This window comes from Burkholderia sp. ZZQ-2, assembly GCF_050768715.1.
Taxonomy (GTDB): Bacteria; Pseudomonadota; Gammaproteobacteria; order Burkholderiales; family Burkholderiaceae; genus Burkholderia; species Burkholderia cepacia.
This window is the reverse complement of the sequence record NZ_LDVA01000197.1, coordinates 16,414-37,220: the sequence shown is the minus strand read 5'-3', so window position 1 is coordinate 37,220 and position 20,807 is coordinate 16,414. Positions and strand designations below refer to the sequence as shown.

Here is a 20,807-nt window from a genome sequence, read left to right as displayed (position 1 = left end):
GAAAACGACAGGAGCAACCCGGTTGCACCATGGATGCGGAGAATGGTTGCGATTGCAATTCCAACGGGTAAAAAAAAGCGCGCCGGGAGGCGCGCTTCGGTGTGTCCGCAGGTGCGCTGCGTCAATCACGCGGCGGGCGGCAGGTTCAACCCGCGCGGCAGCGGAAACGACACGTTTTCCTCGATGCCTTCGAGCGCGCGGACGTTGCGCACACCGAGCTCGCGCAGGCGCGCGATCACGGCCTGAGCGAGCACTTCGGGTGCCGACGCGCCGGCCGTCACGCCGATGCGGCGCTTGCCCGCGACCCATGCCGGGTCGATCTGGTCGGGTGCATCGACCATGTAGGCGTCCACGCCGCGCTTCTCGGCCACTTCGCGCAGGCGGCTCGAATTCGAGCTGTTCGGGCTGCCGACGACGATCACGACGTCGCATTGCGGCGCCATGAACTTCACTGCGTCCTGGCGGTTCTGCGTCGCGTAGCAGATGTCCTGCTTCTTCGGCTCGCGGATTTTCGGATACTTGGCCTTCAACGCGCCGATGATCTCGGCTGCATCGTCGACGGACAGCGTCGTCTGCGTGACGAGCGCGATGCGCTCGGGATCGGCGAGCTCGAGCTTCTGCACGTCCTCGACGCTCTCGACGAGATGCATGCCGCGCTCGACCTGCCCCATCGTGCCTTCGACTTCCGGATGGCCCTTGTGGCCGATCATCACGATGTCGACGCCGTCCTGGCGCATCTTCGCCACTTCGACGTGCACCTTCGTAACGAGCGGGCAGGTTGCGTCGTAAATGCGCAACCCGCGCACGTCGGCCTCGTCGCGCACGGCCTTCGACACGCCGTGCGCACTGAAGATCACGGTATTGCCGGCCGGCACTTCCTCGAGTTCCTCGACGAAGATCGCGCCTTTCTTCTTCAGATCCTCGACCACGTACTTGTTGTGGACGATTTCGTGACGAACGTAGATCGGCGCACCGTGCATCGCGATTGCGCGCTCGACGATCTCGATCGCGCGATCGACACCCGCGCAAAAACCGCGCGGCTGGGCCAGCAGGATTTCGGCGTCGGCTGCGACGGTCTGCCCGGACAGCGTATCGGTGGTGCTCATGATTACAGGATTCCGATGATTTTCACTTCGAACGTGAGCGCTTGGCCCGCGAGCGGATGATTGAAGTCGAACAGTGCCGAGGTCTCGCTGACTTCCTTCAGCACCCCCGCATACCGGCCGCCGTCCGGCGCATTGAACTCGATCAGTTCGCCCGGCGTGAAATCGTCGCCGACCATCCCGTTCTCGCGCAGCGTCGACAGCGTGACGCGCTGGAGCATGTCGGGATTGCGGGGACCGAACCCCTGTTCGGGCGTTAGCTGAAAAGTCGAATGGTCGCCGACCCTGAGCCCGATCAGAATCTGTTCCAGCGACGGCGCCAGTTGCCCCGCGCCGAGCAGCAGCGTGGCCGGCTTGTCGGTGAAGGTGTTGACGATGTCGGCGCCGTCGGCCAGTGCCAGCCGGTAATGCAACGTGACGTGGGAACCGGGCTTCACTTCGGATAGATCGATGAGGCTCATGAATTACTCGTTCGGTCGGCGCCCGATACGGCCGAAAGGCCCGGCGCAAAGCCAATATTGTAAGTCACCTGAGCGCGCAAGGCGGAAAGTGCGACGACGTCGCGCACACCGCCCGCCGCCAATGGAGTTTCGAGCATGCTGTCACCCTGCCTCACCCCGCCGCCCGTCGAATGCCGCGACACCGCCGATCTATCTGCCGCTCCGCCCGGCCGCGGCCTCCCGATCCGCCGGCGCAAGCGCCGCCCGCGCGACTGGCGGCCCGAGCGGCCGCGCGAGCGATTGCTGGAGCGCGGGTCGGCCGCGCTGACCGACGACGAACTGATCGCCCTGCTGCTCGGCACCGGCAAGCCGGGGCACGACGTGTTCGTCACGGCCCGCGCGCTGGTCGGGCAGTTCAAGACGTTGCGCGGGCTGCTCGAAGCAACCGCCGACGATTTCGAGGCGCACCCCGGCATCGGCCCCGCGCGCTCCGCGCGGCTGGTTGCGGTCACCGAGATCGCGCGGCGCGTGCTGAAGGAGAAAGCGCGCGAGAAGAGGCTGATCGATTCGCCCGGCGCGGTCGAGGACTATCTGCGGATGAAGATCGGTGCGCGCCCGCACGAAGTGTTCGCCGCGGTCTACCTCGACGCACGCCACGGCCTGATCGACACCGAGGAAATCACGCGCGGCTCGCTGACGCGCATGGCCGTCTACCCGCGCGAGATCGTGCGCCGCGCGATGGTGCACAACGCCGCGGCGCTGATCGTCGCGCACAACCATCCGTCCGGCGCGGTGCAGCCGAGCGCGGAGGATCGGCGCCTGACCCGCGTGCTGCACGACGCGCTCGCGCTCGTCGACGTTCAGCTGCTCGATCACGTCGTCATCGGCACCAGTGATACTTTTTCGTTCGCACGGGCCGGTTGGCTGTAGACTGTGCGGTTGCGGCCCGCCTGAGGGCGCCGCAACGGCGATGCGAAATTAGGTTTGATTTTTCTGAACTTTTTCTGCTAGAATCGCCGTCTGTCTTTTTTCCAACCAGTTCTAGCCATCGAAGGGCCTTGTCTGTAAGGGCTTCGGCGTTCTGAGTGCAGCCATGGATCACGTGGCGGTACGATGGAACCTTCATCGGCGATCGAACCCCGAATTTAGCGTATTAGGAGTGCTCTCATGGCACGCGTATGCCAAGTAACTGGGAAAGCGCCGATGAGCGGCAACAACGTTTCCCACGCCAACAACAAGACGAAGCGCCGCTTCCTGCCGAACCTGCAAAACCGCCGGTTCTGGGTGGAGAGCGAAAACCGCTGGGTGCGCCTGCGCGTCTCGAACGCCGGCCTGCGCCTGATCGACAAGAACGGCATCGATTCCGTGCTCGCTGACCTGCGCGCACGCGGCGAAGCCTAAGCCCAAGGAGCACAATCATGGCAAAAGGCGCACGCGACAAGATCAAGCTCGAGTCGACCGCTGGTACGGGTCACTTCTACACGACCACGAAGAACAAGCGCAACATGCCGGAAAAGATGGCGATCAAGAAGTTCGATCCCGTCGTCCGCAAGCATGTGGAATACAAAGAAACCAAGATCAAGTAATCTCCGGTTTCTGCCAGCCTGACGGCGACCGAAAAGCCCCGCACATGCGGGGCTTTTTGTTTTGCGCGCACGCTCCGGCGCGACGCGGTATGCTCTCCCCTTTCCGCGGCTGCGGCCGCCGGAACGCACAAGATCAAAAGCGTAACGATGGAGATGCAGCATGAAATTCGACGTGGCGATCGTCGGCAGCGGCCTGGCAGGGCTGTCGGTCGCACTCAACCTGGCCAGCACGCGACGTGTCGCGCTGATCGCGAAACGTTCGATGATGGAGGGAGCAAGCGATAACGCGCAAGGCGGCATCGCGGCCGTCCTCGATTCGGCGGACAGCATCGAGAACCACGTCGACGACACGCTGGTCGCCGGCGGCGGGCTGTGCGACGAAGGCGCGACGCGCTACATCGTCGAGCACGGCCGCGAAGCGATCGAATGGCTGATCTCCCAGGGCGTGCCGTTCACGAAGGACGACGCAGCCGAGCTCGGCTTCCACCTCACGCGCGAAGGCGGCCACAGCCACCGCCGGATCATCCACGCGGCCGACGCGACCGGCCACGCGGTGCTCGCGACGCTGTCGGCGCGGGCGCGCCAGCATCCGAACATTACGCTCTTCGAAAACCACCATGCGATCGACCTGATCACGTCGGACCGCCTCGGCCTGCCCGGCCGCCGCTGTCACGGCCTATATGCGCTCGACGTCGACAACGACCGCACGATCACGATCGAGGCGCCGCATACGGTGCTCGCGACCGGCGGCGCCGGCAAGGTCTACCTGTACACGACGAACCCCGACACCGCGACCGGCGACGGCATCGCGATGGCGTGGCGCGCGGGCTGCCGCGTGTCCAACATGGAATTCATCCAGTTCCACCCGACCTGCCTGTTCCATCCCTATGCAAAGTCGTTCCTGATCTCGGAAGCCGTGCGCGGCGAAGGCGGCCTGCTGAAGCTGCCCGACGGTACGCGCTTCATGCCCGCGCACGATCCGCGCGCCGAACTCGCACCGCGCGACATCGTCGCACGCGCGATCGACTTCGAGATCAAGAAGCGCGGGATCGACTGCGTGTATCTCGACATCAGCCACCAGCCGGAAGCATTCCTGCGCGAGCACTTCCCGACGATCCACGCGCGCTGCCTCGAATTCGGCATCGATATCGCGAAGCAGCCGATTCCCGTCGTGCCGGCCGCCCACTACACGTGCGGCGGCGTCGTCACCGATCTCGCCGGGCGCACCGATCTCGCGGGCCTGTATGCGGTCGGCGAAACGTCGTACACCGGGCTCCACGGTGCGAACCGGCTCGCGAGCAACTCGCTGCTCGAATGTCTCGTGATCGGCCGCGCGGCGGCCGACGCGATCGAGGCGGCCGGCTTCGATGCCGAAACGCCCGCCACGCTGCCCGCGTGGGACGAAAGCCGCGTGTCGGATGCGGACGAGGAAGTCGTCGTTGCGCACAACTGGGACGAGCTGCGCCGCCTGATGTGGAACTACGTCGGCATCGTGCGTACCGACAAGCGTCTCGAACGCGCGAAGCACCGGCTGTCGCTGCTGCGCGACGAGATCCAGGAGTACTACGCGAACTTCCGCGTGACGCGCGACCTGCTCGAACTGCGCAACCTCGTCGACGTGGCGACACTGATCGTGAAAAGCGCGTACTCACGCCGCGAAAGCCGCGGGCTGCACTACAGCCGCGACTGGCCGCACACGCTGCCGAAGGCGCTGCCGAGCGTGCTCACGCCCCGCTCGCGCCGCTGACCGCCACGCCGTTCCCGGCTGCGGCCCACGAAAAAAGCCGCTGGCGTTTGCGCGCCAGCGGCTTTTTTTGTCAGACGGTATGTCGCGCGGTCAGTCGACGATACGCATCGAATAGTCCGTCGCGCGCACGTCCTTCGTCAGCGCGCCGATCGAGATACGGTCGACACCCGTTTCCGCGAACGCACGCACCGTATCGAAATTGACGCCGCCCGACACTTCGAGCACAGCCTTGCCGTTCGCGACGCGCACCGCTTCACGCATCATGTCGAGCGTGAAGTTGTCGAGCAGCACCGACTGCGCGCGGTGCGCGAGCGCCGTATCGAGTTGCGCGAGCGTCTCGACTTCGACCTGCACGGGCACGCCCGACTCCAGCGCGAACGCCGCGTCGAGTGCCTCGCCGACACCGCCTGCCGCTGCGATGTGGTTCTCCTTGATCAGGATGCCGTCATACAGCGCGAGACGCTGGTTCTCGCCGCCGCCGACACGCACAGCATATTTCTGCGCGAGCCGCAGGCCCGGCAGCGTCTTGCGCGTGTCGAGGATCTTCGCGCGCGTGCCTTCGACGCGCTCGACGTAACGGCGCGTCGCAGTCGCGACACCCGACAGCAACTGCAGGAAGTTCAGTCCGTTGCGCTCGGCCGTCAGCAGTGCACGCGCCGGCCCTTCGAGTTCGCAGACGGTCGAATCGGGCGTCATCCGGTCGCCTTCGCGATAGCGCCATTCCACGGCGATCGCCGGATCGATTCGTGCAATCACGGCCTCGAACCACGGTACACCGCACAGCACGGCGTCCTCGCGCACGATGATGCGCGCCCGGCGACGCCCGCCGGCCGGCACGAGCCGCCCGGTCTGGTCGCCCGTGCCGACGTCTTCCGCGATCGCATCGGCCACGTTGCGCGCGATCGCATCGTCGAATGCCGCGCCGTATTGCTCGCGGACGACGTCGAACAGCGGGGATACGGCTGCGTTCGTCATGCAGCCCCCACGTTCGCAAACAGTTGCTGGTCGCGCTGCAGATCGCCGCTCGCCTGCACGCGCTTCTTGTGCGCCGCTGCGAAATCGAGCATTCGGTCGATCGGCAGACGTGCACGCTCACCGATCGCGGGATCGACGAAGATCTCGTTGTGACCGCGTTCGAGCACGTCGGCGAGGTTCGCGAGGCCGTTCATCGCCATCCACGGGCAATGTGCGCAGCTCTTGCAGGTTGCGCTGTTGCCGGCCGTCGGTGCGGCGATGAAGGTCTTGCCGGGCGCCGCAAGCTGCATCTTGTGCAGGATGCCGAGATCGGTCGCGACGATGAAGCGCGTCGCGTCGAACTTCACGGCTGCGTCGATCAATTGCGTCGTCGAGCCGACGACGTCCGCCTGTGCGACGACATTTTCCGGCGATTCGGGGTGGACGAGCACCTTCGCGTCCGGATACTCGGCGCGCAGCAGGTCGAGTTCGATGCCCTTGAACTCGTCGTGGACGAGGCACGAGCCTTGCCACAACAGCATGTCCGCGCCGGTTTTCTTCTGGATGTAGCTGCCGAGATGGCGATCCGGCGCCCAGATGATCTTCTCGCCGCGCGCATGCAGGTCGGCCACGATCTCGAGGCCGATCGACGACGTGACCATCCAGTCCGCGCGCGCCTTCACGGCGGCGCTGGTATTCGCGTAGACGACGACGGTACGGTCGGGATGCGCATCGCAGAACGCCGAGAATTCGTCGACCGGGCAGCCGAGGTCGAGCGAGCAGGTCGCATCGAGGTCGGGCATCAGGATCCGCTTGTTCGGGCTCAGGATCTTCGCGGTTTCGCCCATGAAGCGCACGCCGGCGACGACCAGCGTCTGCGCGTCGTGATCGCGGCCGAAGCGGGCCATTTCGAGCGAGTCGGCGACACAGCCGCCCGTTTCGTCGGCCAGTTCCTGCAATTCGGCGTCGACGTAGTAGTGCGCGACCAGGACGGCCTTTTCACGCACGAGCAGCGCCTTGATACGTGCCTTCAGTGCAGCGCGCTCTTCGGCGGACGGTGCGTCGGGCACCTTGGCCCATGCCTGCCCCACGCCGCACACGGTCCCTGCTGCGACGGGCCGATCGTATTCGACGGGTTTGATCGTCGATTGCATCTCCATATCTCCTGTCGATCCAAGTTAGCGCTTTAGCGCTTACTTGGATCCCATGCTTCGCGGTCGATCCAAGTTAGTGCTTTGGCGCTTACTTCGATCCATGCTTCGCGGTCGATCCAAGTTAGCGCTTTGGCGCTTACTTCGATCCATGCTTCGCGGTCGACCAGCATCAGCGCCTTGGCGCCCCCTCCGGCCTCACCCCTGTGCTCGCCCCAGGGCAACCATTCGCCGCTGCCCCAAGCCTCATACAAATCCGGCCCTGCCGATCACCTTCAAAAACCGGAAGCCCAAATAAAAAACCCCGCCAACGCGGGGTTTTTGACGTCCTTAGATTCTAATCGATTTCGAATCAGGCGTAGCGGCGCAGGCGCGTCGCGAATTCCTGCAGCGCCTTGATGCCGCTTTGTTCTGCGCGATGGCACCAATCCTGCAATTGCGCGAGAAGCTGTTCGCGCGACGCGGTCGAACGATCCCAGATCGCGGCCAGATCCTGGCGGAGCTGGAAGTACGTGTGCAGCTTCTGGCTGTTCGCGAAGATTTCCGGCAGCAGCTTCTTCTGCGGCTCGTCGAGGCCGTCGGCATCCTTGTGGAACCACTTGCGCGCACCGCGCATCAGCTGGTACTTCTCGCCGCCGATTTCCTTCAGGTGCGCGAGCTCCTGGCGGTATGCGCGCTTCACGGCCTTGCCGTAGCGCGCCATCACTTCGTAGCGGTTCGACAGCACGGCCTGCAGCGTTTCCTGGTCGAGCACCGTCTTCGGCTTGTTCAGGCGCGGCGTCGGTGCGACCTTCTTCACCTTCGCGAGACCGAATGCCGACATGATGCGGATGTACATCCAGCCGATGTCGAACTCGTACCACTTGTTCGACAGCTTCGCCGACGTCGCGAACGTGTGGTGGTTGTTGTGCAGCTCTTCGCCGCCGATCACGATGCCCCACGGGAACAGGTTCGTGCTCGCGTCGGCCGAGTTGAAGTTGCGATAACCCCAGAAGTGACCGAAGCCGTTGACGACGCCAGCAGCCCAGAACGGAATCCAGACCATCTGCACGGCCCAGACGGTCAGGCCGAGCACGCCGAACAGCGCGACGTCGATCACCATCATCAGGCTCACGCCAAGGATCGGGTACTTCGAGTAGATGTTGCGTTCGATCCAGTCGTTCGGCGTGCCATGGCTGAACTTGCGCATCGTCTCTTCATTCTTCGCTTCCGCGCGGTACAGCTCGGCGCCCTCGAGGAATACCTTCCAGATGCCGCGCGTCTGCGGGCTGTGCGGATCTTCCTCGGTCTCGCACTTCGCATGGTGCTTGCGGTGAATCGCGGCCCACTGGCCCGTCAGCATGCCGGTCGTCATCCACAGCCAGAGGCGGAAGAAGTGGCTCGCGATCGGATGCAGCTCGAGTGCGCGATGCGCCTGGCAGCGGTGCAGGTAGACCGTCACGCCGATGATCGTGACGTGCGTGACGGCGAGCGCGAACAGCGCGACCTGCCACCACGAAAAATGCAGGAGCCCGTGGGAAAGAAAATCGAGCAGGGAATTCAACAAGGCAGTTACCTGTGATGAGAGCGACGCCGGCCCGCGCCAAGCGTCAGAAAAATGAAAGCATACCGCGTGTAGACCAGAATTTTACTTCAACCGTTCCAAGTCTTTGTAAAAAATGAACATTTTCTTGCCCTGACGCAACAGGCGCAGTCCATGGGCGGACTTGGAACGGCCCGCGATCCGGTTCCGACCGCGGGGTCGACACATTTGGCGACTGGCTTGCGCTACGCAGCCGGCGCGCGCCCGTCCGCCGCGCCGTTGCCGGCCAACACGCCGGCGGAAGAAAAGCCGTCGGGCAGCCCCACGACCCGCACTTCGCGCTGCGGGAACGGGATCGAAATCCCGTGCTCGCTGAACAGCCGCCAGATATTGCGGTTCACGGTCGAACGCACGCCGGACGTCCCTTTCGCCGAATCCTCGATCCAGAAACCGAGCTCCAGGTCGATCCCGTCCGCACCGAAACTCACCAGATACGGGGTCGGAGCCGGCTCCGCCAGCACGCGCGGCACGTCCCTGGCCGCATCGGCGAGCAACATGAGCGCGTGCTCGACATCGCTGGTGTACGCGACCTGCACCGCAACCTTCGCGTAGCCGCGCGTCAGGTACGACGACTGGTTCTGCACGACGTCGGTGATCAGCTTCTCGTTCGGAATCAGCGTCTCGTTGCCGTCGAGGCCGCGCACGACCGTGTAGCGCGTGCGAATCTGCGTGACGACGCCCTGCAGCCCGCCGACGCTGATCGCGTCGCCGAGCCGCAGCGAGCGGTCGAGCAGGATGATGAAGCCCGACACGTAATTGCTGGCGATCTTCTGCAGCCCGAAACCGAGGCCGACACCCACCGCGCCGCCGAACACGCCGAGCACCGTCACGTCGATGCCGACCAGCGACAGCCCGATCAGGATCGCCGCGAATACCAGCAGCGCGCGGCCGACCCGCGACAGCACGACCTTCAGGTTCGCGTCGAGCGTGCTTGCGCGCGTGAGGCGATCCTCGAGCACCGAGCCCAGCCACATCGCGACCATCAGCGTCACGCATACCCACAGCGCGCCGGAAATCACCGACAGCAGCGTGAGGTGCGCGTTGGCGACGCGGAACTGCACGCTGTCGAGCCAGCCCAGCACGTCGCGCTGAATGCCCAGCACGGTCAGCACCATCGCGGCCCACACGACGGTCGACACGATCTTCTCGACGATCGACAGCCACGCATGCGTGTGGCCGTCGCGCGCGAACACGCGCCGCGCGAAGAAGAACAGCACGTAGATCAGCCCGATGCCGAACAGCGGCACGAGCGCCAGCGACAGCAGCGACGTCGACATGAACGGGTCGAACGCGAGCTGCGCGGCGCCGACGAAGACGCTGCCGAACAACGGGAACAGCGCGCGCTTCAGGCTTTGCGCGCCCGCGCCGGGTGCGCGGCCGGCCGCCCGGCGGCGTGCATCGATGCGGCCGTGCACGAAGCGCGCGGTCACCCATGCGAAACACAGCGCGCCGACGAGGATCGCCGCCTGCCAGATCATCACCGGCTGGTGGAAGTCACGAATGACCGATTCCAGCCGGTGCGACAGCAGGCGGCTCTGCAGGTTTTCCATCGTCAGTCCGGGCGGTCGTTATTGCGCAGCGCGCCGTTCGAGGACGGCGGCGAAGAAGCCGTCGGTTGCGTGACGGTGCGGCCACAACGACAGGTAGTCGCCGGTCTCGAGCGCGATGCGCTGGTCATCCAGCACCTTCTGCGCCGGCACCAGCACGAACTCGGGATGGTCGGCCAGGAACTGCTCGACGATACGTTCGTTCTCGGCGTCGAGCACGCTGCAGGTGGCATAGACGAGCCGGCCGCCCTTCTTCACCAGACGCGCGGCGCTCGCGAGGATCGACGCCTGCTTCGGCGTGAGTTCATCGATCGCGGTGCGCGTCTGGCGCCACTTCAGGTCCGGATTGCGGCGCAGCGTGCCGAGGCCGCTGCACGGCGCGTCGACCAGCACGCGGTCGATCTTGCCGGCGAGCCGCTTGATCTTCGCGTCGTGCTCGCTGTCGATCAGCACCGGGTTCACGTTCGACAGCCCGCTGCGTGCGAGGCGCGGCTTCAGCTTCGCGAGGCGCTTCTCCGACACGTCGAACGCATAGAGGCGCCCGGTCGAGCGCATCATCGCGCCCAGCGCGAGCGTCTTGCCGCCCGCGCCCGCGCAGAAATCGACGACCATCTCGCCGCGGCGCGGCGCGACCAGCGAACACAGCAGCTGGCTGCCTTCGTCCTGCACCTCGATCGCGCCTTCCTCGAACAGCTTCAGGCGCGTCAGCGCCGGCTTGCCGACCACGCGCACGCCAAACGGTGCGAACGGGGTCGCGCCCGCGTCAATGCCGCTCGCGCGCAGCCCGTCGATGACCTGGTCGCGGCTCGCCTTCTGCGCGTTGGCGCGCAGGTCGAGCGGCGCCGGATAGTTCAGCGCGGCGGCAAGCTGCGCGAGCTCGTCTGCGTCGAAACGGGCCGACAGCGCCTGGTGAATCCAGTCGGGCAGGTTCGTGCGAATGCGCACGGGCAGGCTCGCCGGGTCGATTTTCGACACGTGCTCGAGCCACGCCGACTCGGTGTCCGACAGGAACGGCTTCAGCGCATTGCGGCCGACCGTCTGCATCAGGCCGAGCAGCGTGAGGCGTCGTGCCGGCGTACCGGTGCCGCTCTCGGCGAGGTGCGAAAACTCCATTTTCCGGCGCAGCACCGCGAACACCGCCTCGGCGATCACGCCGCGCTCCGCGTGCCCGAGCTTCGGGTGCGCGCGGAAGAACCGGCTCGTCGTCGCGTCGGCGGGGCCGGCGAACTTCAGCACCTCGGCCAGCAAAGTCTCGGTCTGGCCGATCAGGAATCCGTGCAGCTTCATACGCCCTCACTCGTTTCGGTATGCGGTTGATCCGCGAAAATCCAGCGCGCCTCTTCCGGCGCCACCACTGCGCGGCCGTTCTCGAGGCGCAAACGGCCCTCGATGAACCAGCGCACCGCGCGCGGATACAGCACATGCTCGACCGCCAGCACGCGCTGCGCGAGCGCCGCCGCGTCGTCGCCCGCGCGCACGGGCACCGCGCCCTGCGCGACGATCGCGCCGCTGTCGAGCTCGGGGATGACGAAATGCACGCTCGCGCCATGCAGCGCGACACCCGCGTCGAGCGCCTGCTGATGCGTGTGGATGCCCTTGAAGCTCGGCAGCAGCGACGGATGGATGTTCAGCAACCGGCCTTCGTATCGTCTGACGAATGCGGGCGTGAGGATGCGCATGAAGCCGGCGAGGACGACGAGATCGGGCGCGAACCGGTCGATCTCGGCGGTGAGCGCCGCGTCGAAGCTGTCGCGGCCGTCGAACGAGCGGTGGTCGACCACCGCCGTCGCCACCCCGTGCGACGCGGCAAAAGCCAGTCCGGCCGCGTCGGGCCGGTTGGCGATCACGGCGGCAATCTCGGCCGGCCAGCGTTCCTGCGCGCACGCGCGGACGATGGCCTCCATGTTGCTGCCGCGACCGGAAATCAGGATCACGAGTTTTTTCATCCGCGAATTTTACCATTCGCCCCCGCCTTTCCCGCCTTCTCGGCCGCCGGCCCGCCCGAACGTTTATAATCTTCTGCTTTGCGGCATCCCACCGCCCATTCCCCGACGCTGCATCCGCTATCGTGAAAGTCTTCCGCGGCCTGCCCAACGCCGAGAGCCGCGCCCCCTGCGCGCTGACGATCGGCAACTTCGACGGTGTCCATCGCGGCCACCAGGCCCTGCTCGCGCGCGTGCGCGCGGCAGCGGACGCGCGCGGCCTGCCCGTGTGCGTGATGACGTTCGAGCCGCACCCGCGCGAATTCTTCAACCCTGCCGGCGCGCCGCCGCGCATCGCGATGCTGCGCGACAAGCTCGAGGCGCTGCGCGACCACGGTGTCGACCGCGTCGTCGTCGAGCACTTCAATCACACATTCGCGAGCCAGTCGCCGCAGGCGTTCGTCGAACGCACGCTGGTCGGCGGGCTGCACACGCGCTGGATGATGGTCGGCGACGATTTCTGCTACGGCGCGAAGCGCGCGGGCACCTTCGACACGCTGAAGGCGGCCGGCGAACAGTACGGCTTCGAGGTCGAGCAAATGGGTACGGTCGCGGGCAGCGACGGCACGCGCATCTCCAGCTCGGGCGTGCGCGCCGCGCTCGCCGCGGGCGATCTCGACGCGGCCGCGCAGGCGCTCGGCCACGGCTATGCGATCAGCGGCCACGTCGCGCACGGGCTGAAGCTCGGCCGCGACCTCGGCTTCCCGACGCTGAACCTCCCGATCGCGCACAAGCGTCCGGCGCTCGCGGGCATCTTCGTCGTGCAGGTGCACGGCCTCGGCCCCACCCCGCTGCCGGGCGTCGCGAGCCTCGGGCTGCGCCCGACCGTCGACGATTCCGGCCGCGTGCTGCTCGAGGTCCACCTGCTCGACTGGCACGGCGACGCGTACGGCAAGCTCATCCGCGTCGAATTCCTGAAGAAGCTGCGCGACGAGGCGAAATTCGACGATCTCGAGGCGCTGTCGCGCGCGATCGCGCTGGACGTCGCGAATGCACGCGCGTACTTCATCGAGCGTGACCGTGCGCCGGGCAGCCGCGCCACGGGCTTCTCGACGTCGGCCACCGACCGAATTAGCTGATCCGGACGGCGGCGCCTGGCGCCGCACCCTCGCGCCGCTCACTCGCGCGCATCCCCGATTCACGACGCTCGCGCGTCTCCCGATTTAGATAGCGATCCCATCATGAGCAACAAGAAAGCCGATTCGAAACCGCAGGCCAAGTATCCGGTCAACCTGCTCGACACGCCGTTCCCGATGCGCGGCGACCTGCCCAAGCGCGAGCCGCAGTGGGTCAAGGAATGGGAAGAGCGCGGCCTCTACGAGAAGATCCGCGCAGCCAGCAAGGGCCGGCCGAAGTTCATCCTGCACGACGGCCCGCCGTATGCGAACGGCGACATCCACCTCGGCCACGCCGTCAACAAGATCCTGAAGGACATCGTCGTCAAGTCGCGCAACATGGCCGGCTTCGACGCGCCGTACGTGCCCGGCTGGGATTGCCACGGGATGCCGATCGAGATCCAGATCGAGAAGCAGTTCGGCAAGTCGCTGCCGGCGGCCGAAGTGATGAGCAAGGCACGCGCGTACGCGACCGAGCAGATCGAGAAGCAGAAGGTCGGCTTCAAGCGTCTCGGCGTGCTCGGCGACTGGGCCAACCCGTACAAGACGATGAACTTCGTCAACGAGGCTGAAGAGATCCGCGCGCTCGGCAAGATCATCGAAAAGGGCTACGTGTATCGCGGGCTGAAGCCGGTGAACTGGTGCTTCGACTGCGGCTCGGCGCTCGCGGAAGCGGAAGTCGAGTACAAGGACCGCACCGACCCGACGATCGACGTGATGTTCGCGTTCGCGGAACCGGAAAAGACCGCGCAGGCGTTCGGCCTGCCGGCGCTGCCGCGCGCCGAGGGCGGCATCGTGATCTGGACCACCACGCCGTGGACGATCCCCGCGAACCAGGCGCTGAACCTCCATCCGGAAATCGTCTACGCGCTGGTCGACACCGAGCGCGGGCTGCTGATCATCGCGGAAGAACGTGTCGAAGCCTGCATGACCGACTTCAAGCTGACCGGCCGCGTCGTCGCGACCGCGCCGGGCGTGAAGCTCGCGAACCTGCGCTTCCACCACCCGCTCGCATCGGCTCACCCCGGCTACAAGCGCACCGCGCCCGTCTACCTCGGCGACTACGTGACGACCGACACCGGTACCGGCGTCGTGCACTCGTCGCCCGCGTACGGCATCGAGGACTTCCAGTCGTGCAAGGCGCACGGGATGACCGACTCGGACATCATCAACCCGGTGATGGGCGACGGTCGTTACATCGAATCGCTGCCGCTGTTCGGCGGCCTGTCGATCTGGGACGCAAACCCGAAGGTCGTCGACGCGCTGCGCGAGGCCGGCTCGCTGCTGCGCAGCGAGCACTACAAGCACAGCTACATGCACTGCTGGCGTCACAAGACGGCGATCATTTACCGCGCGACGTCGCAGTGGTTCGCCGGCATGGACGTGACGCCGCGCGACGGCGGCAAGACGCTGCGCGAAACCGCGCTCGAAGGCATCGACGCCACCGCGTTCTACCCGTCGTGGGGCAAGCAGCGCCTGTTCAGCATGATCGCGAACCGTCCCGACTGGACGCTGTCGCGCCAGCGCCAATGGGGCGTGCCGATGGCGTTCTTCGTGCACAAGGAAACCGGCGAGCTGCACCCGCGCACGCTCGAGCTGCTCGAGGAAGTCGCGAAGCGCGTCGAGCAGTCGGGTATCGAGGCCTGGCAGACGCTCGACCCGCGCGAGCTGATCGGCGACGACGCGAACCTGTACGAAAAGAACCGCGACACGCTCGACGTGTGGTTCGACTCGGGCACGACGCACTGGCACGTGCTGCGCGGCTCGCACAAGGATCAGCTGCAGTTCCCGGCCGACCTCTACCTCGAAGGCTCGGACCAGCACCGCGGCTGGTTCCACTCGTCGCTCTTGACCGCATCGATGATCGACGGCCGCGCGCCGTACAAGGGCCTGCTCACGCACGGCTTCACGGTCGACGGCGAAGGCCGCAAGATGAGCAAGTCGCTCGGCAACGGCATCGATCCGCATGAAGTCGCGAACCGCCTCGGCGCGGAAATCATCCGCCTTTGGATCGCATCGACCGACTATTCGGGCGAGCTCGCGATCTCCGAGGAAATCCTGAAGCGCGTGACCGAAGGCTACCGCCGCATCCGCAACACGCTGCGCTTCCTGCTCGCGAACCTGTCGGACTTCGACTTCGCGCAGCACGCGGTGCCCGTCGACGAATGGCTCGAGATCGACCGTTATGCGGTCGCGTTCTCGCAGCAACTGCAGACGGAACTGCTCGGCCACTACGAGAAGTACGAATTCCACCCGGTCGTCGCGAAGCTGCAGACGTACTGCTCGGAAGATCTCGGCGGCTTCTACCTCGACGTGCTGAAGGACCGCCTGTACACGAGCGCGGCCGATTCGCGCGCGCGCCGCTCCGCGCAGACCGCGCTGTACCACCTCACGCACGGCCTGCTGCGCGTGCTCGCACCGTTCCTGTCGTTCACGGCGGAAGAAGCGTGGAAGGTGTTCCAGCCGGCCAGCGACACGATCTTCACGGAAACCTACTACGCGTATCCGGAAGTCGCCGGCTCGGCCGCGCTGATCGAGAAGTGGGCGCTGCTGCGCGACGTGCGCGGCAACGTGACGAAGGCGCTCGAGGAAGCGCGCACCGCGAACCGCATCGGTTCGTCGCTGCAGGCCGAAGTCGCCGTGCATGCGAGCGGCGCACGCTACGACGCGCTCACGAGCCTCGGCGATGATCTCAAGTTCGTGCTGATCACGTCGGCCGCGACGGTCGTCAAGGTCGACGACGAGGCGCAGGAAAGCGTCGACGTCGCAGCGTCGAAGTACCAGAAGTGCGAACGCTGCTGGCACTACCGCGAAGATGTCGGCGCGCACGCCGATCACCCGACGCTGTGCGGCCGCTGCTTCTCCAACCTGTTCGAAAACGGCGAAATCCGGAGCGCTGCTTGAATATGGCGAAAACCCTCTCGAAACCGGCCAGCGGCGCGCTTGCGCCCTGGCTCGGCATTTCGCTGATCGTGATCCTGTTCGACCAGCTGTCGAAGATCGCGATCCTGAAAACGTTCGTGTACGGCGCGCAGCATGCGCTGACGTCGTTCTTCAACCTCGTGCTGGTGTACAACCGCGGCGCCGCGTTCGGTTTCCTGTCGACCGCGAGCGGCTGGCAGCGCTGGGCGTTCACCGCGCTCGGCATCGGCGCGACGCTCGTGATCTGCTTCCTGCTGAAGCGCCACGGCCACCAGCGGCTGTTCAGCGTGTCGCTCGCGCTGATCCTCGGCGGCGCGCTCGGCAACGTGATCGACCGGCTCGTCTACGGCCACGTGATCGACTTCCTCGATTTCCACCTCGGCGCCTGGCACTTCCCGGCGTTCAACCTCGCCGATTCCGCGATCACGATCGGCGCGGTGCTGCTGATCTACGACGAACTGCGTCGCGTGCGCGGCTCGCGCTAAGCGCGCATACTCGGCGTCGACGGCCGGCTTCGCGCCGGCCGTTCCGTTCGACCCTTGGAGGCCTGAGTTGGCACAAGCAGAACTCGCAGGAAAACACCTCGTTCTCGGCCTGACGGGCGGCATCGCCTGCTACAAGATCGCCGAGCTCACGCGGCTGCTCGTGAAGGCAGGCGCGACCGTGCAGGTCGCGATGACCGAAGCCGCTACCCAGTTCATCACGCCCGTCACGATGCAGGCGCTGTCGGGCCGGCCCGTCTATACGAGCCAATGGGACGCGCGCATCGACAACAACATGGCGCACATCGACCTGTCGCGCGAAGCCGACGCGATCGTGATCGCGCCCGCGTCGACGGATTTCCTCGCGAAGCTCGCGCACGGGTTCGCGGACGATCTGCTGTCGACGCTGTGCGTCGCGCGCGATTGCCCGCTGCTCGTCGTCCCCGCGATGAACCGCCAGATGTGGCAAAACCCGGCCACGCAACGCAATGCCGCGCAACTGCGCGCGGACGGCGTGTCGGTGCTCGGCCCGGATTCGGGTGCGCAGGCGTGCGGCGAAGTCGGCGACGGCCGCATGCTCGAGCCCGAGGCGATCTATGAAGCGATCGTCGCGCACTTCGCGCCGAAGGTGCTCGCGCACCGGCGCGTGCTGATCACGGCCGGCCCGACGTTCGAACCGCTCGATCCGGTACGCGGCCTCACGAACCGCTCGAGCGGCAAGATGGGCTTCGCGCTCGCGCGCGCCGCGCAGCAGGCCGGCGCCGACGTGCATCTCGTCGCGGGGCCGGTCGCGCTCGACACGCCGTGGGGCGTCTACCGGCAGGACGTGCAGACGGCCCAGCAGATGTACGACGCGGTGATGCATGCCGTGAACGACGCCGACATCTTCATCGCGGTGGCCGCGGTCGCCGACTGGCGCGTCGCCCAGCCGGCCGAGCACAAGATGAAGAAGACGGCCGACCGCAAGATGCCCGCACTCGCATTCGTCGAGAACCCGGACATCCTCGCATCGGTCGCGGCGCTGCCCGATCCGCCGTACTGCGTCGGGTTCGCGGCCGAAAGCGGCGACCTCGACGTGCACGGCGACGAGAAGCGCAAACGCAAGAACGTGCCGCTGCTCGTCGGCAACCTCGGCCCGCTGACGTTCGGCCGCGACGACAACGAAGTCGTGCTGTTCGAGGCCGCCGGCCTCACGCGCCTGCCGCGTGCACCGAAAGACGAACTCGCGCACACGCTCGTCGCGGAAATCGCGAAACGCCTGCCCGACAACCGCCTGATCTGATCTCCCGCGCGGCGGCCGTCGCCGCCGCGCCCTTCCCGCCTCATCCGACAACCGCATGAAACTCGACCTGAAGATTCTCGACGCGCGCATGCGCGACTACCTGCCCGCCTACGCGACCACCGGCAGCGCGGGCCTCGACCTGCGTGCGTGCCTCGACGCGCCGGTGACGCTGCAGCCGGGCGAAACGACGCTCGTGCCGACGGGGCTCGCGATCCACCTCGCCGATCCGGGCTACGCCGCGCTGATCCTGCCGCGCTCGGGCCTCGGCCACAAGCACGGGATCGTGCTCGGCAACCTCGTCGGCCTGATCGATTCCGACTACCAGGGCCAGTTGATGGTCTCGACGTGGAACCGCGGCCAGACCGAGTTCGTGCTGAATCCGTTCGAACGGCTCGCCCAGCTCGTGATCGTGCCGGTCGTGCAGGCGCAGTTCAACATCGTCGACGACTTCGCGGAAAGCGATCGCGGCGAGGGCGGCTTCGGCAGCACTGGCCGTCACTGAACGGCGCAATGACAAAGGGGCCTCGCGGCCCCTTTTTCCAGTCCGTCGCCGTCACTCTTCGACGGGTTGCACGATCCGCGCGGGCGCAAGGTCGCGCTGCCGCGCCTGGGCGACGATCGCGTAGATCACCAGTGCGACCAGCACGCCGAGCAGCACCGCCGACGAACCAACCGTCCCGAGCGCGAGACCACCCTTCGCAACCGGCTTCGTCAGCAGATCGCCGACCGTCGCACCGAACGGCCGCGTGAGCACGAACGCGGCCCAGAACAGCAGCACGCCCGAGATCCGCGTGAAATAGTGCGCAAGCACGATCGCCGCGAGCAACCCGCCGATCAGCAGCGCGCCGCCGCCGAAACCGAGCCCCGAGCTGTCCGCGAGGAAGTCGCCGAGCGCGGTGCCCAGCGTGTTCGAGAACAGGATCGCGATCCAGTACAGCAGCTCGACCTTGCGCGTGCGGATCAGGTCGACCGACAGCGATTCGCCGCTGAGGCGCCACACGGCGAAGATGGCCAGCAGGATCGCGACCAGGATCGACGAGCCGGCCGCATAGCCGAGGCCGAGCGTGCGATCCATGAAATCGGACATCGTCGTGCCGGCCGTGCTCGTCGCGACGATCACGGCCCAGTAGATCGCCGGGCGATAACGCGTCGTCCTGAGCTGCGCACCCAGCGTCACGAGAAAGAAACCGAACAGCAGGATCGAGCTCGCCGCATAGCCGACGTTCAGCGTCATCGACAACAGGTCGCCGCCGGTTTCGCCGAGCGTCGTCGCGCAGATCTTCATGATCCAGAACGCGACCGTGATTTCGGGAAGTTTGTTCATTCGCACCCCTTTTTGCAGGAAGGTGGCGAGCCGGCGCATGCCGCGCCCGCCTTGCAGGCAGGATCGAATGTAGTCGCCGCGGGCTTAACCGAACCTTAGCGACCGGAAAAAACGGCGCGGGCGGCCGCGCCGGCACCGTCAACGAGCGTGTTCGTGCCGGTAATGCAGCGCGTACGCGAGCGTGAGCAGCACGACGAACACGACGCCGACCACCATCGTCATCCGGAATTCGCGCGTGAACGCGGTCGTGAACAGGATCGCCGCGACGAGCCCCGCACCGAGCAGGCTGCCGAACGGGTGCCCCCACATCCGGAACGCGAGCGCGGGGCCGCGATACCGCGAACGGAAGCGCAGGTGCGTGACGAAGATCATCAGCCACGTGAACAGCGCGCCGAACATCGCGATCGCCATCATCACCGTGAATGCGGTGTCGGGCGCGAGCGCGACCAGCACGGCCGCGACCGCGACGCCGCTGGTCGAGATCCACAGCGCCGCGCGCGGCACGCCGTTCGTGCCGAGCCGGCCAAACACCGCGGGCGCGAGCCGCGCACGCGACAGGCTGAACATCATCCGCGTCGTCACGTAAAGCTGGCTGTTCATCGCCGACAACGCCGCGATCAGCAACACGAAGTTGATCACGCCCGCCGCGTACGGCACGTGGGTCGCGGCCATCACCTTCACGAACGGGCTTTCGTCGGTGCCGGCCTGCGTCCACGGCACGATCGCGAGCATCAGCGACAGCGTCAGCAGGTAGAACAGGACGAGCCGAAACACGGTCGAGCGGAATGCGCGCGTGACCGCGTGCTGCGGATCGCGTGCCTCGCCGGCCGCGATCGCGACGGCTTCGATGCTCATGTAGCTGAAGATCGCGACGATCACCGCGACCCAGGTGCCCCACGGCCCCTTCGGCATGAAGCCGCCGTGCGCGGTGTAGTTGGCGAAACCGATGCCGGATGCGACCGGCGCCGACCACACGAGATACGCGCCGAGCACGATGAACACGACGATCGCCGCGATCTTCAGCAGCGAGAATGCGTATTCGACCGTGCCGTACAGCGTGACGCTCGCGAGATTCACGGCGATCAGCAGCGCGGAGAAGCCGATCACCCAGTACCAGCCGGGCACGGCCGGGAACCAGTACTTCATGAACACGGCGATCGCGCTGATCTCGGTGCCGATCGCGAACACCACCGCGAACCAGTACGCATAGCGCACCAGGAAGCCGGCGAGGGGGCCGACGTAGTGCTCGGCATACGCGCCGAACGAGCCGGCGGTCGGATGCGCGACCGTCATTTCCGCGAGCGCGCCCATCAGCAGCAGCGCGATCAGCGCGCCGATCGCATACGAGACCAGCACGCTCGGGCCGGCGAGCCCGATCGCGAACCCGCTGCCGAGGAACAGGCCCGTGCCGATCGCGCCGCCGATCGCGATCATCGCCATCTGCCCCGACGTCAGCGCATGGCGCAACCCTTGTTCGCGCGCGACGATGTTGTCGAACGACCGTTGTTGTTGTGTCACTGCCTTACCACTCCCCTGCACCACCATTGCGCCGCCGGCGCCGGATAAAACGAAACGGCGCGGAGAACTTCC

General features: G+C 66.3%; 19 protein-coding genes. 9 read left to right on the top strand and 10 right to left on the bottom strand.

What is annotated here, in order from left to right; all coding sequences use genetic code 11:
* Positions 1–125: 125 nt before the first annotated feature.
* A complete protein-coding gene (ispH, locus tag ABY44_RS13725; RefSeq protein ID WP_021160756.1) occupies positions 126–1,106 on the bottom strand; it encodes a 4-hydroxy-3-methylbut-2-enyl diphosphate reductase in 981 nt (326 codons plus the stop codon).
* A 2-nt stretch (positions 1,107–1,108) separates the two neighbouring features.
* The gene (locus tag ABY44_RS13720; protein ID WP_027786673.1) at positions 1,109–1,564 is read right to left on the bottom strand and encodes an FKBP-type peptidyl-prolyl cis-trans isomerase; all 456 of its coding nucleotides are present in this window, start codon (positions 1,562–1,564) and stop codon (positions 1,109–1,111) included.
* A gap of 135 nt (positions 1,565–1,699) precedes the next feature.
* Between ABY44_RS13720 and radC the strand changes: the two genes are divergently transcribed.
* From radC to nadB, 4 genes are all read left to right on the top strand, one after another.
* Positions 1,700–2,473 (top strand): RadC family protein, encoded by a 774-nt coding sequence (gene radC, locus ABY44_RS13715; protein ID WP_060174853.1) that lies wholly within the window; start codon positions 1,700–1,702, stop codon positions 2,471–2,473.
* Between the two features lie 237 nt (positions 2,474–2,710).
* Positions 2,711–2,944 carry a 50S ribosomal protein L28 gene (rpmB, locus tag ABY44_RS13710; protein ID WP_004186391.1) on the top strand — a complete coding sequence of 78 codons (234 nt, stop codon included), beginning with the start codon at positions 2,711–2,713 and terminating at the stop codon, positions 2,942–2,944.
* 17 nt (positions 2,945–2,961) lie between these two features.
* The gene (gene rpmG, locus ABY44_RS13705; protein WP_006478046.1) at positions 2,962–3,129 is read left to right on the top strand and encodes a 50S ribosomal protein L33; all 168 of its coding nucleotides are present in this window, start codon (positions 2,962–2,964) and stop codon (positions 3,127–3,129) included.
* Positions 3,130–3,289: 160 nt separating this feature from the next.
* Entirely contained in the window at positions 3,290–4,876 is a 1,587-nt protein-coding gene (gene nadB / locus ABY44_RS13700) for an L-aspartate oxidase (RefSeq protein ID WP_060174854.1), read from the top strand.
* A gap of 90 nt (positions 4,877–4,966) precedes the next feature.
* Here nadB and nadC read toward each other — a convergent pair whose 3' ends face one another.
* From nadC to purN, 6 genes are all read right to left on the bottom strand, one after another.
* The gene (nadC, locus tag ABY44_RS13695; RefSeq protein WP_060174855.1) at positions 4,967–5,851 is read right to left on the bottom strand and encodes a carboxylating nicotinate-nucleotide diphosphorylase; all 885 of its coding nucleotides are present in this window, start codon (positions 5,849–5,851) and stop codon (positions 4,967–4,969) included.
* Positions 5,848–6,984 (bottom strand): quinolinate synthase NadA, encoded by a 1,137-nt coding sequence (gene nadA, locus ABY44_RS13690; RefSeq protein ID WP_021160750.1) that lies wholly within the window; start codon positions 6,982–6,984, stop codon positions 5,848–5,850. Before nadA ends, nadC begins: the two co-directional genes overlap by 4 nt.
* Positions 6,985–7,333: 349 nt before the next feature.
* Positions 7,334–8,527 carry a DesA family fatty acid desaturase gene (locus ABY44_RS13685; protein WP_027786669.1) on the bottom strand — a complete coding sequence of 398 codons (1,194 nt, stop codon included), beginning with the start codon at positions 8,525–8,527 and terminating at the stop codon, positions 7,334–7,336.
* A 221-nt stretch (positions 8,528–8,748) separates the two neighbouring features.
* A complete protein-coding gene (locus ABY44_RS13680) occupies positions 8,749–10,113 on the bottom strand; it encodes a mechanosensitive ion channel family protein (protein ID WP_060174856.1) in 1,365 nt (454 codons plus the stop codon).
* Positions 10,114–10,131: 18 nt separating this feature from the next.
* The gene (locus tag ABY44_RS13675; RefSeq protein ID WP_021160747.1) at positions 10,132–11,397 is read right to left on the bottom strand and encodes an RsmB/NOP family class I SAM-dependent RNA methyltransferase; all 1,266 of its coding nucleotides are present in this window, start codon (positions 11,395–11,397) and stop codon (positions 10,132–10,134) included.
* Entirely contained in the window at positions 11,394–12,056 is a 663-nt protein-coding gene (purN, locus tag ABY44_RS13670; protein WP_060174857.1) for a phosphoribosylglycinamide formyltransferase, read from the bottom strand. The genes ABY44_RS13675 and purN overlap by 4 nt, the downstream gene beginning before the upstream one ends.
* A 122-nt stretch (positions 12,057–12,178) precedes the next feature.
* Between purN and ABY44_RS13665 the strand changes: the two genes are divergently transcribed.
* The 5 genes from ABY44_RS13665 (at position 12,179) to dut (ending at position 18,395) form a co-directional block, all read left to right on the top strand.
* Positions 12,179–13,171, top strand: coding sequence for a bifunctional riboflavin kinase/FAD synthetase (locus tag ABY44_RS13665; protein ID WP_059686577.1), 993 nt, complete (start codon positions 12,179–12,181; stop codon positions 13,169–13,171).
* A 102-nt stretch (positions 13,172–13,273) separates the two neighbouring features.
* Positions 13,274–16,111 (top strand): isoleucine--tRNA ligase, encoded by a 2,838-nt coding sequence (gene ileS / locus ABY44_RS13660; protein ID WP_027786666.1) that lies wholly within the window; start codon positions 13,274–13,276, stop codon positions 16,109–16,111.
* A gap of 2 nt (positions 16,112–16,113) precedes the next feature.
* A complete protein-coding gene (gene lspA / locus ABY44_RS13655) occupies positions 16,114–16,614 on the top strand; it encodes a signal peptidase II (RefSeq protein ID WP_021160743.1) in 501 nt (166 codons plus the stop codon).
* A gap of 67 nt (positions 16,615–16,681) precedes the next feature.
* On the top strand, positions 16,682–17,893 hold the full coding sequence (coaBC, locus tag ABY44_RS13650; protein WP_059697759.1) for a bifunctional phosphopantothenoylcysteine decarboxylase/phosphopantothenate--cysteine ligase CoaBC: 1,212 nt from the start codon (positions 16,682–16,684) through the stop codon (positions 17,891–17,893).
* A 55-nt stretch (positions 17,894–17,948) separates the two neighbouring features.
* Positions 17,949–18,395: a dUTP diphosphatase gene (gene dut, locus ABY44_RS13645; RefSeq protein ID WP_021160741.1), complete on the top strand. Its 447-nt coding sequence runs from the start codon at positions 17,949–17,951 to the stop codon at positions 18,393–18,395.
* Positions 18,396–18,446: 51 nt separating this feature from the next.
* Here dut and ABY44_RS13640 read toward each other — a convergent pair whose 3' ends face one another.
* Complete coding sequence (locus ABY44_RS13640) at positions 18,447–19,217, bottom strand: COG4705 family protein (protein ID WP_060174863.1); 771 nt, start codon at positions 19,215–19,217, stop codon at positions 18,447–18,449.
* A gap of 138 nt (positions 19,218–19,355) precedes the next feature.
* On the bottom strand, positions 19,356–20,735 hold the full coding sequence (locus ABY44_RS13635) for an amino acid permease (protein ID WP_027786663.1): 1,380 nt from the start codon (positions 20,733–20,735) through the stop codon (positions 19,356–19,358).
* Between the last annotated feature and the right edge of the window lie 72 nt (positions 20,736–20,807).

Bases quoted from the DNA above. Each gene is read 5' to 3' on its own strand.
- purN (WP_060174857.1), bottom strand. From the start codon at position 12,056: ATGAAAAAACTCGTGATCCTGATTTCCGGTCGCGGCAGCAACATGGAG.
- ABY44_RS13680 (WP_060174856.1), bottom strand. From the start codon at position 10,113: ATGGAAAACCTGCAGAGCCGCCTGCTGTCGCACCGGCTGGAATCGGTC.
- ABY44_RS13675 (WP_021160747.1), bottom strand. From the start codon at position 11,397: ATGAAGCTGCACGGATTCCTGATCGGCCAGACCGAGACTTTGCTGGCC.
- nadB (WP_060174854.1), top strand. From the start codon at position 3,290: ATGAAATTCGACGTGGCGATCGTCGGCAGCGGCCTGGCAGGGCTGTCG.
- rpmB (WP_004186391.1), top strand. From the start codon at position 2,711: ATGGCACGCGTATGCCAAGTAACTGGGAAAGCGCCGATGAGCGGCAAC.
- ABY44_RS13720 (WP_027786673.1), bottom strand. From the start codon at position 1,564: ATGAGCCTCATCGATCTATCCGAAGTGAAGCCCGGTTCCCACGTCACG.
- ABY44_RS13640 (WP_060174863.1), bottom strand. From the start codon at position 19,217: ATGAACAAACTTCCCGAAATCACGGTCGCGTTCTGGATCATGAAGATC.
- rpmG (WP_006478046.1), top strand. From the start codon at position 2,962: ATGGCAAAAGGCGCACGCGACAAGATCAAGCTCGAGTCGACCGCTGGT.
- nadA (WP_021160750.1), bottom strand. From the start codon at position 6,984: ATGCAATCGACGATCAAACCCGTCGAATACGATCGGCCCGTCGCAGCA.
- nadC (WP_060174855.1), bottom strand. From the start codon at position 5,851: ATGACGAACGCAGCCGTATCCCCGCTGTTCGACGTCGTCCGCGAGCAA.
- lspA (WP_021160743.1), top strand. From the start codon at position 16,114: ATGGCGAAAACCCTCTCGAAACCGGCCAGCGGCGCGCTTGCGCCCTGG.
- ispH (WP_021160756.1), bottom strand. From the start codon at position 1,106: ATGAGCACCACCGATACGCTGTCCGGGCAGACCGTCGCAGCCGACGCC.
- dut (WP_021160741.1), top strand. From the start codon at position 17,949: ATGAAACTCGACCTGAAGATTCTCGACGCGCGCATGCGCGACTACCTG.
- ileS (WP_027786666.1), top strand. From the start codon at position 13,274: ATGAGCAACAAGAAAGCCGATTCGAAACCGCAGGCCAAGTATCCGGTC.
- radC (WP_060174853.1), top strand. From the start codon at position 1,700: ATGCTGTCACCCTGCCTCACCCCGCCGCCCGTCGAATGCCGCGACACC.